The following is a 6668-nucleotide window of genomic DNA, read 5'->3' as shown; positions in this document are numbered from 1 at the left end:
GGCGATATTCATTGCTGGCCACCATGGTTACATTGCCTTCTATGGAACCCACGGTGGAGCCACTTAACGTGGTGGATGTTTGCAGGGTATCCAGAGACTGCTGCTGTGAGCCTAAAGTGACGCCAATGCCGCCGCCGCTGAACAGGCCACTTTTCTTTTTATCTTCAAGGTTCTGTTGTTGCTGGGTGTTTTTTGTGGCTACTAGAACAATGTTGTCTGCCTGTAACGTAGTGCTTGAGGTAGAGACAGCCCTGGTGCCTCTCACTTCAACAATTGAGCTCAGGCCTTGGTGAGATTAATAATCAAGATCTGTCCCCGATTACTTGGTGTCCCGAAATAGTGATAAATGGAAACATTTCATTGAAGATATCCTCGATATGGGGATTATTCTCCAAACACTTCAGCGCAACAGAAGAAGATACTGGCATATCATATACCTCGCGTCCTCTCTTGATAGCGATGCCAAACAAAGCAGCATCTTCTTCGTTAGAACGTTTCCAAACAGGTGTAAACCCTATGGTTTTGTAGATATCCGTAAGACTTCCTTGAAAACTTATCAAATCAAATATAAATGGAGGTATCTGATCTAACTCCACTTTATCGACAATCATCATCGCCCATTTATTAAATTCCTCTACACTGACTGAAGAAGAGAACAGGCATCCCATCACAAAACCAATTGCTTCACTATCATCTTTCGTTAAGCTCGACAGCTTAATCTTACTTGCCATTTGACATTCCCTCCCAACCAATATGTCCTGTGCGCTTGTGTATATCTCGTGGAACTAACTGCATTCTTCCTGTGTCCTGATGATGGTGCCATGAGAAACCATCAATAGTTTTTGAACCACGATTGATTTGACGAAGCTGATCAGCTGAGAATTTGGAAGCATTCACCTCCCCTCTTTGAATCGCATCAGCTAAGCCCTTTGATGCCATCTTCATCTGGTCATCATAGCTAGCAGTTCTAAAAGCTTCTATGGGGATTCGTGTATCAAAGGCAGCCACATCATCAAAAATTGGAAAACCTCTACGATCAAAAACAACTCCAGTTACCGGATGCCTTTGGCCAGCAAACTTGACATTTTTTGCATTCAAAGGAGGTGCTGTAGTGGAGGTAACTTTCTCTGCACCATAACCATCACTAAGTTCCTTTCTGACATTGGTAGAATCATATGGAACCTCATTGCCAAGAATCCCATTATCAGAACTAGCCAAGCCACCATTTAACTTGGCCCCATCATCTTTTACAACACTTGTTTTATTCAGATTTGTAAGATTACCACTATCACGATCAGCTGTAATCCTCGTCAACTGATCATCCGTACCAGAAAACCACTTGCCACCTTTCTTAACAACTTTCAGCCCGTACTTACCCAGCCTACCTGCCAATGCCTGAGCAACATAGTCAGTCCCTTTTTCAGCTGCCAACTCTTCAACTGTTTTTTCTCCATCTCGAACTGCTTTGGCATCATCCCATATCTCGTAGGCTGTAAAAGCCATATCAGCAACTTTGATTACTGCTATACCGAGACCAATACAAGCCCCGCCACAAAGTGCATTATTCTCCGCCTCAATCTGCCCGGCAGCCGCTGCAACCTCTGTTTCCCCTCCTGCCGCCGCAGTGACACCCGCAATCAGATTGATGACCAGATTTTTACGCTTTTCTCTTTGTTGTGAAGTAAGCTGTTCACCCTTTTCCTTGAGTAGATTGTTAATCACAACACTGGCCGCAGCACCGGTTGCACTACTGCCACAGCTGGCGCCTTGTGCAGCTGCACCGGCACAACCAACCAGCCCCTGTAAAGCAGCACGGGCATTTTTATCATCCAGATAGTCGGCGAGATGTTTTACTTCCTGTGTTGCCAGTGACTGCAAATAACTGACTGCTGCTGACTGCACCATCTGGCTGGCACTGCCCGTTACGTTGCCGCTGGCTGCTACCGAAAGGGCTGTGAGAACCGTTCGTCCTGTGCCTCCCATCTGCCAGGTATCCAGTTCATTCAGATTATTTTCAATCTGTCGTATGAGAGCAGGGTCTTGCTGGTCAACGGGTTTTGCACGCTCTTCATCAAGGGCTTTCTGGTTGGTATCAGCGGCTTTGGCCTGCTGTTCAACAAAAGTATTGACCTCTGAGACAAATGCACGGGTGATTTCAAATCCGGTCTGAATTTCCTGCTCATCAAAGATCCTGTCCAGCGCATTACTGTCAGTGCTGCTGTTCACATCCCGGTTGAGTTCAGCGACCGTGGTATCAGCGTCTTTATCGGTCAGCTGTCGCTGCTTTTCTTCGTTGGTAATGGTGACAGCACCACCACTGATGCCACTTTGAGTTGTACTGCTGTCGTCGTCCGAAGCGGACAGCGCGGAAGGTGCCGACACGCCATCAGTGCTAAAGCCGAGGTTGGCACTGGTAGCGTCGTACTCTGCCCTGTTCTCTATATCAGAGTTCGTCAGGGTGCCCGTGGTCAGGCTGTTTTTATCACCGGCTATGGCTTCATCACTGCTGGCAATCAAAGCACCTTTAAGATCGGTGTTGTCACCAACCGTAATATCAAAGCCCTCGTCTCCAGCCTTGATGCCTGACTGTTCTGTGACACTTCGGTAGTCGCTGTCTATATCGGTTTTGCCTATATTGGCGCTGACTGAGCTGGCACCTGCACAGAGTGGAGGCACACAGATGCTGACTCCAACTCCGCCACTTTTCTGTTCAGACTCGTATGTACTGGTATCCTGCAGGCTCTCAATATTCAGATCACCCCCCACATCGGCGACGACCTTTTCACCTTTGACTACAGCGCCTTTTAGGTTGGTGTCTTGACCAGAACTCAGATCAACCTGGTTGCCTGCATTGATCTGCGTGTTTTGCCAGGTAGTGTCGACACCTTCAGCATTGCCACGATTACCCGACACGCTGGCATTGAAACTCAAACCATTTTGTGAACCTCCAAACTTGAACGAGGCCCCAATACTGGCACTACTGCCGTTGCTTTCAGAATCCAGTTCTGCGGTATTTTTAGCGGCAAGAAGGTTAATATCATCTTCGGCGTTCAGGTTGGCGTTATTGCCAGCATTTATGTCGCTGCCAGTAATTGAGATATCTGAATCATTGCCTGCGCCACTGGCATTAAGGGTAATATCACCACCGGCCACCAGAGTGGATTTGTGAGCATTGTTGCTGGTACGTGTTGTGGTACTTGCCTGTTTGCTGGTGCCGAGGCTGGCACTGATTCCAACACCCGCAGCATCTGCCATATCCTTTGGTGTTTCTGCCTGAGCCACTGCCGTGGCACCGTCGTATGCCTGTTTGGCTGACAGTGCAGCAGTTGCACCGGCCAGTGCTTTCAGGCGGTCGTTATCGGTCTTGCTGCCCAGCTCTTTCATTAGATCCGCAGTTTGCAGGGCGGTGATGATGGAACTGGTGACGCTTACCGTAAGGCCGGACTGTTTGAAACTCTGCTTTTCTACGGTGCTGTTTTCGTTGTGGCCTGCCTCGTGCGTATTCTGGCGAACATGAACGCTCATTCTGGTGTATCGTGAACACCTTCACTCCCTTAAGCATCGCCTCCTTTAATTTCTAGCTTTAGTGTTCACGGTCCGCCAGTTTTGTTTTCGCTTTTCTCATGGATTCTCCCTTGAGTTCTATCCGGTGGGCGTTATGGGTCAACCGATCCAGAATCGCATCGGCCAGGGTGGCATCGCCTATGCTGCTGTGCCATTTCGACACCGGCAGCTGGCTGGTGACGATGGTTGAGCTCTGGTTGTGCCGGTCATCCATGATTTCCAGCAGGTCGTTGCGCTGGCTCTGAATCAGGGGCTCAAGGCCCCAGTCATCAAGTATCAGCAGGTCAACCCTGGCCAGTTGCCTGAGCTGTTTCGTATAACTGCCATCGCCGTGTGCTATGGTCATGGCTTCCAGCAACCGGGAGGTGCGGAAGTAGCGAACGCTGTAACCACGCAGACAGGCACCGTGCCCGAAGGCACAGCTCAACCAGCTTTTACCCGTACCACAGGGGCCGGTCAGCAGCAGGTTCTGTTTGCGGCGCAACCAGTCACAGGTGACCAGTGTCGCTATTTTCGATTTGCTGATGCCCCGTGGCTGCTCGTAGTCAATGTCTTCCAGGGTGGCCGCCAGCTTGAAGCGTGCAGCCCTGAGCAACCTTGCCAACCGCTTGTTGTTGCGGTCGGCATCTTCCTGGTCAACCAGCAGGGCAAGTCGTTCTTCGAAGCTGAGCCCCTCATAGGTGCCTGGCTGCTCCTGCTGAAGCTGCAGGGCATCGGCCATACCGCTGAGTCTGAGGGCACGTAAACGGGTCATGGTTTGATTGATCATGCCCTTAACCCTCATTGAAAGAAGTCAGCGCCACGAATGTTCTCGTGGCTGACGGTGACACGGGTTTCCTGTTCTTTCGCCGGTGTTAACGGAACCTTGTCCAGTCCGGACTGCAGGATGGAACGCACATTGGCAACCCGTCGTCCGCCACAGGCAATGGCCCGATGGCAGGCAGCATTCAGACGCTGGGTACCGTATTCCCGCTCCATGTTCAGAAGCCCGAGACAGGCCCGGTAAGCCTGTTCCGGGTGTTGCTTGCTATCCAACAGTTGCTGGGTAAATCCGAGCACATCAGGCCCGATTTTCTGTGCCCAGTTCTTAAGCCGACCGGGTGTCCACTGTTGCTGTTTCTGGTGCCGGGTTGGCATGTGTTCAGGCCGGGTGGTAAAGCCACCGCTGTTATACTGCCGTACGTGGCTGGTGACCGGTTTTCCTTTGTAGAGTATCTGGACCGTGTGGTGACTGGCCCTGATTTCCACCTCTTCTTTTACCAGCTGGTGTGGTACGGAGTAGAAGTGGTCGCTGAACCGGATATGGTAATCAATACTGACCCTGGCCACCTTGAACTCCAGGTGCTCAAAGGCCTGTCTGGGTAATGACATCAGGGCCGGTCTGTCCAGCTCATCAAACAGACTGCGCCGACAGCCTTTTTGCTGCCGGAATGGCCGGTTATTCAGGTCTTCCAGCAAGCGTCCTATTTCCCAGTTCAGCTCTGACAGGGAGAAGAATCTGTGGTGACGCAGGCGCATCAGGATCCAGCGCTCCACCAGTTGGACGCCGACTTCTACCTTGGCCTTATCCTTCGGTTTATAAGGCCTTGCCGGCATAATCGAGCAACCAAAGTGTTCAGCCATGTGCAGGTAGCTTCGGTTGATGTCCGGGTCGTATCGGCAGGCTTTGGTCACGGCACTGCGCAGGTTATCCGGCACCAGCATTTCAGGGACACCGCCAAAGAACTTGAAGGCACGCACCTGGGAGCTGATAAAGTCGACAGAGCCCTGGGTCCAGGAAGCCTCGGCAAAGGTGTAATTGGAGGCACCCAGGACGGCAACGAAGATCTGTGCGGGCGCGGTTTCTCCGGTTGTCTTGTTCACCACAGGCACGGTCAGGCCAGCGTAATCAACAAACAGCTTCTCACCGGCCCGGTGATGCTGGCGCATGGAACGCTTTTGTTTGTTATTCCACTGCCGGTAACGGTGACAGAACTGAGAGTAACTGTAGGCATTGTGTGGGTAGGCCTCACAGTACTCCTCCCACACCAGCTGCTTGGTCATCCCCTTAGACTTCAGCTCCTTATGAACCTCCTGCCAGTCGGGGTCGACCATATTCTGCTCAGGGCAGGTAACCGGTGCTGGAGCCAGTTTGTTGATCAGGGCCGTGCCGTCCATGCTCTCAGGCAGTGGCCAGGACAAGCCGACAGCCTCAAACCGGTTAAGGTATTTGTTAACCGCCCCGACACTGACGCGAGTGCTTCTGGATATTTGCCGGGTGCTGAGCTGGCACTCAAACCGGAGTCGAAAGATTTCCTGTAATTTACGCATTGATAACCCCTTTTTCTTTTTCATGCCGCTGAATCCTTTTTTTCATGGATTAGTGCAAGCGGCACAATGTGAGTAAAATCAATGCCTAAGAGAGGTTTTTCGTATGGTTTTACAATTCATTCTGGCACTGTGAACACCGATTCTGGAGGGTGTGAACAGTGATTCTGGAAAATTCCAAAAAGTGTTCACGGTAAAACCAGAATGGGTGTTCACGCTCGGCCAGAATGAGTGTTCACGGTTGGCCAGAATCGGTGTTCACGATGGGCCAGAATATGCACCTCGACGATAATATTTTTAGCATCGACGGATATATCCCCGGCTGGTGTATTAACATCACTAGCCGTCTGGTGATATTCATTGCTGGCCACCATGGTTACATTGCCTTCTATGGAACCTACGGTGGAGCCATTTAACGTGGTGGATGTTTGCAGGGTATCCAGAGTTTGCTGCTGTGAACCTATCGTGACGCCAATGCCGCCACCACTGAACAGGCCACTTTTCTTTTTATCTTCAACTCGACTCTAAAGTTTTAGTCTGATTATTGGGTCAAATTTGAGCAGGTCTCACTGCTGCTACTCGGACTTTAGCTGCGCAGGGTCTTCATCGTGGCAACAGGAGGCCTACTGTACCAAGCTTGGTTGCAAAGTAATGTATTGGCAACATTCATGTAACCCACTTTCACCACCAAAATAACGTAATCATCTGATTTTGAACCATATATTCTATTCGAATATATGGTTGGCACGATATTTAATCGTTTAAAATCAAAATGTTACCAAGGGGTGGTGAAGGTC

Annotated in this window: 6 protein-coding genes; all 6 read right to left on the bottom strand. The window is 50.4% G+C overall.

Going from position 1 to position 6668, the window contains the following annotated elements:
• Nucleotides 1–265, bottom strand: a 265-nt coding sequence (locus ACO6VE_RS23535) for a hypothetical protein (RefSeq protein WP_422463839.1), incomplete at its 3' end; no start/stop codon positions are given.
• Between the two features lie 37 nt (nt 266–302).
• The gene (locus ACO6VE_RS23530; protein ID WP_422463837.1) at nt 303–731 is read right to left on the bottom strand and encodes a hypothetical protein; all 429 of its coding nucleotides are present in this window, start codon (nt 729–731) and stop codon (nt 303–305) included.
• A complete protein-coding gene (locus ACO6VE_RS23525; protein WP_422463835.1) occupies nt 721–3525 on the bottom strand; it encodes a hemagglutinin repeat-containing protein in 2805 nt (934 codons plus the stop codon). The genes ACO6VE_RS23530 and ACO6VE_RS23525 overlap by 11 nt, the downstream gene beginning before the upstream one ends.
• Nucleotides 3526–3583: 58 nt before the next feature.
• A complete protein-coding gene (gene istB / locus ACO6VE_RS23520) occupies nt 3584–4333 on the bottom strand; it encodes an IS21-like element helper ATPase IstB (RefSeq protein ID WP_422463833.1) in 750 nt (249 codons plus the stop codon).
• Between the two features lie 11 nt (nt 4334–4344).
• Nucleotides 4345–5874 (bottom strand): IS21 family transposase, encoded by a 1530-nt coding sequence (istA, locus tag ACO6VE_RS23515; RefSeq protein ID WP_422463840.1) that lies wholly within the window; start codon nt 5872–5874, stop codon nt 4345–4347.
• 209 nt (nt 5875–6083) lie between these two features.
• Nucleotides 6084–6245 (bottom strand): hypothetical protein, encoded by a 162-nt coding sequence (locus ACO6VE_RS23510; protein ID WP_422463831.1) that lies wholly within the window; start codon nt 6243–6245, stop codon nt 6084–6086.
• Between the last annotated feature and the right edge of the window lie 423 nt (nt 6246–6668).

Origin of the sequence: Endozoicomonas sp. ALB115 (assembly GCF_049310245.1) — a bacterium.
Classification (GTDB): Bacteria; Pseudomonadota; Gammaproteobacteria; order Pseudomonadales; family Endozoicomonadaceae; genus Endozoicomonas.
The sequence above is the reverse complement of the archived record's forward strand: the minus strand, read 5'-3'. Positions and strand labels throughout refer to the sequence as shown.

What these genes read in the sequence shown, in the direction of transcription:
- istA (WP_422463840.1), bottom strand. Translation starts at nt 5,874, where the DNA reads ATGCGTAAATTACAGGAAATCTTTCGACTCCGGTTTGAGTGCCAGCTC.
- ACO6VE_RS23510 (WP_422463831.1), bottom strand. Translation starts at nt 6,245, where the DNA reads ATGGTGGCCAGCAATGAATATCACCAGACGGCTAGTGATGTTAATACA.
- ACO6VE_RS23530 (WP_422463837.1), bottom strand. Translation starts at nt 731, where the DNA reads ATGGCAAGTAAGATTAAGCTGTCGAGCTTAACGAAAGATGATAGTGAA.
- ACO6VE_RS23525 (WP_422463835.1), bottom strand. Translation starts at nt 3,525, where the DNA reads ATGAGCGTTCATGTTCGCCAGAATACGCACGAGGCAGGCCACAACGAA.
- istB (WP_422463833.1), bottom strand. Translation starts at nt 4,333, where the DNA reads ATGATCAATCAAACCATGACCCGTTTACGTGCCCTCAGACTCAGCGGT.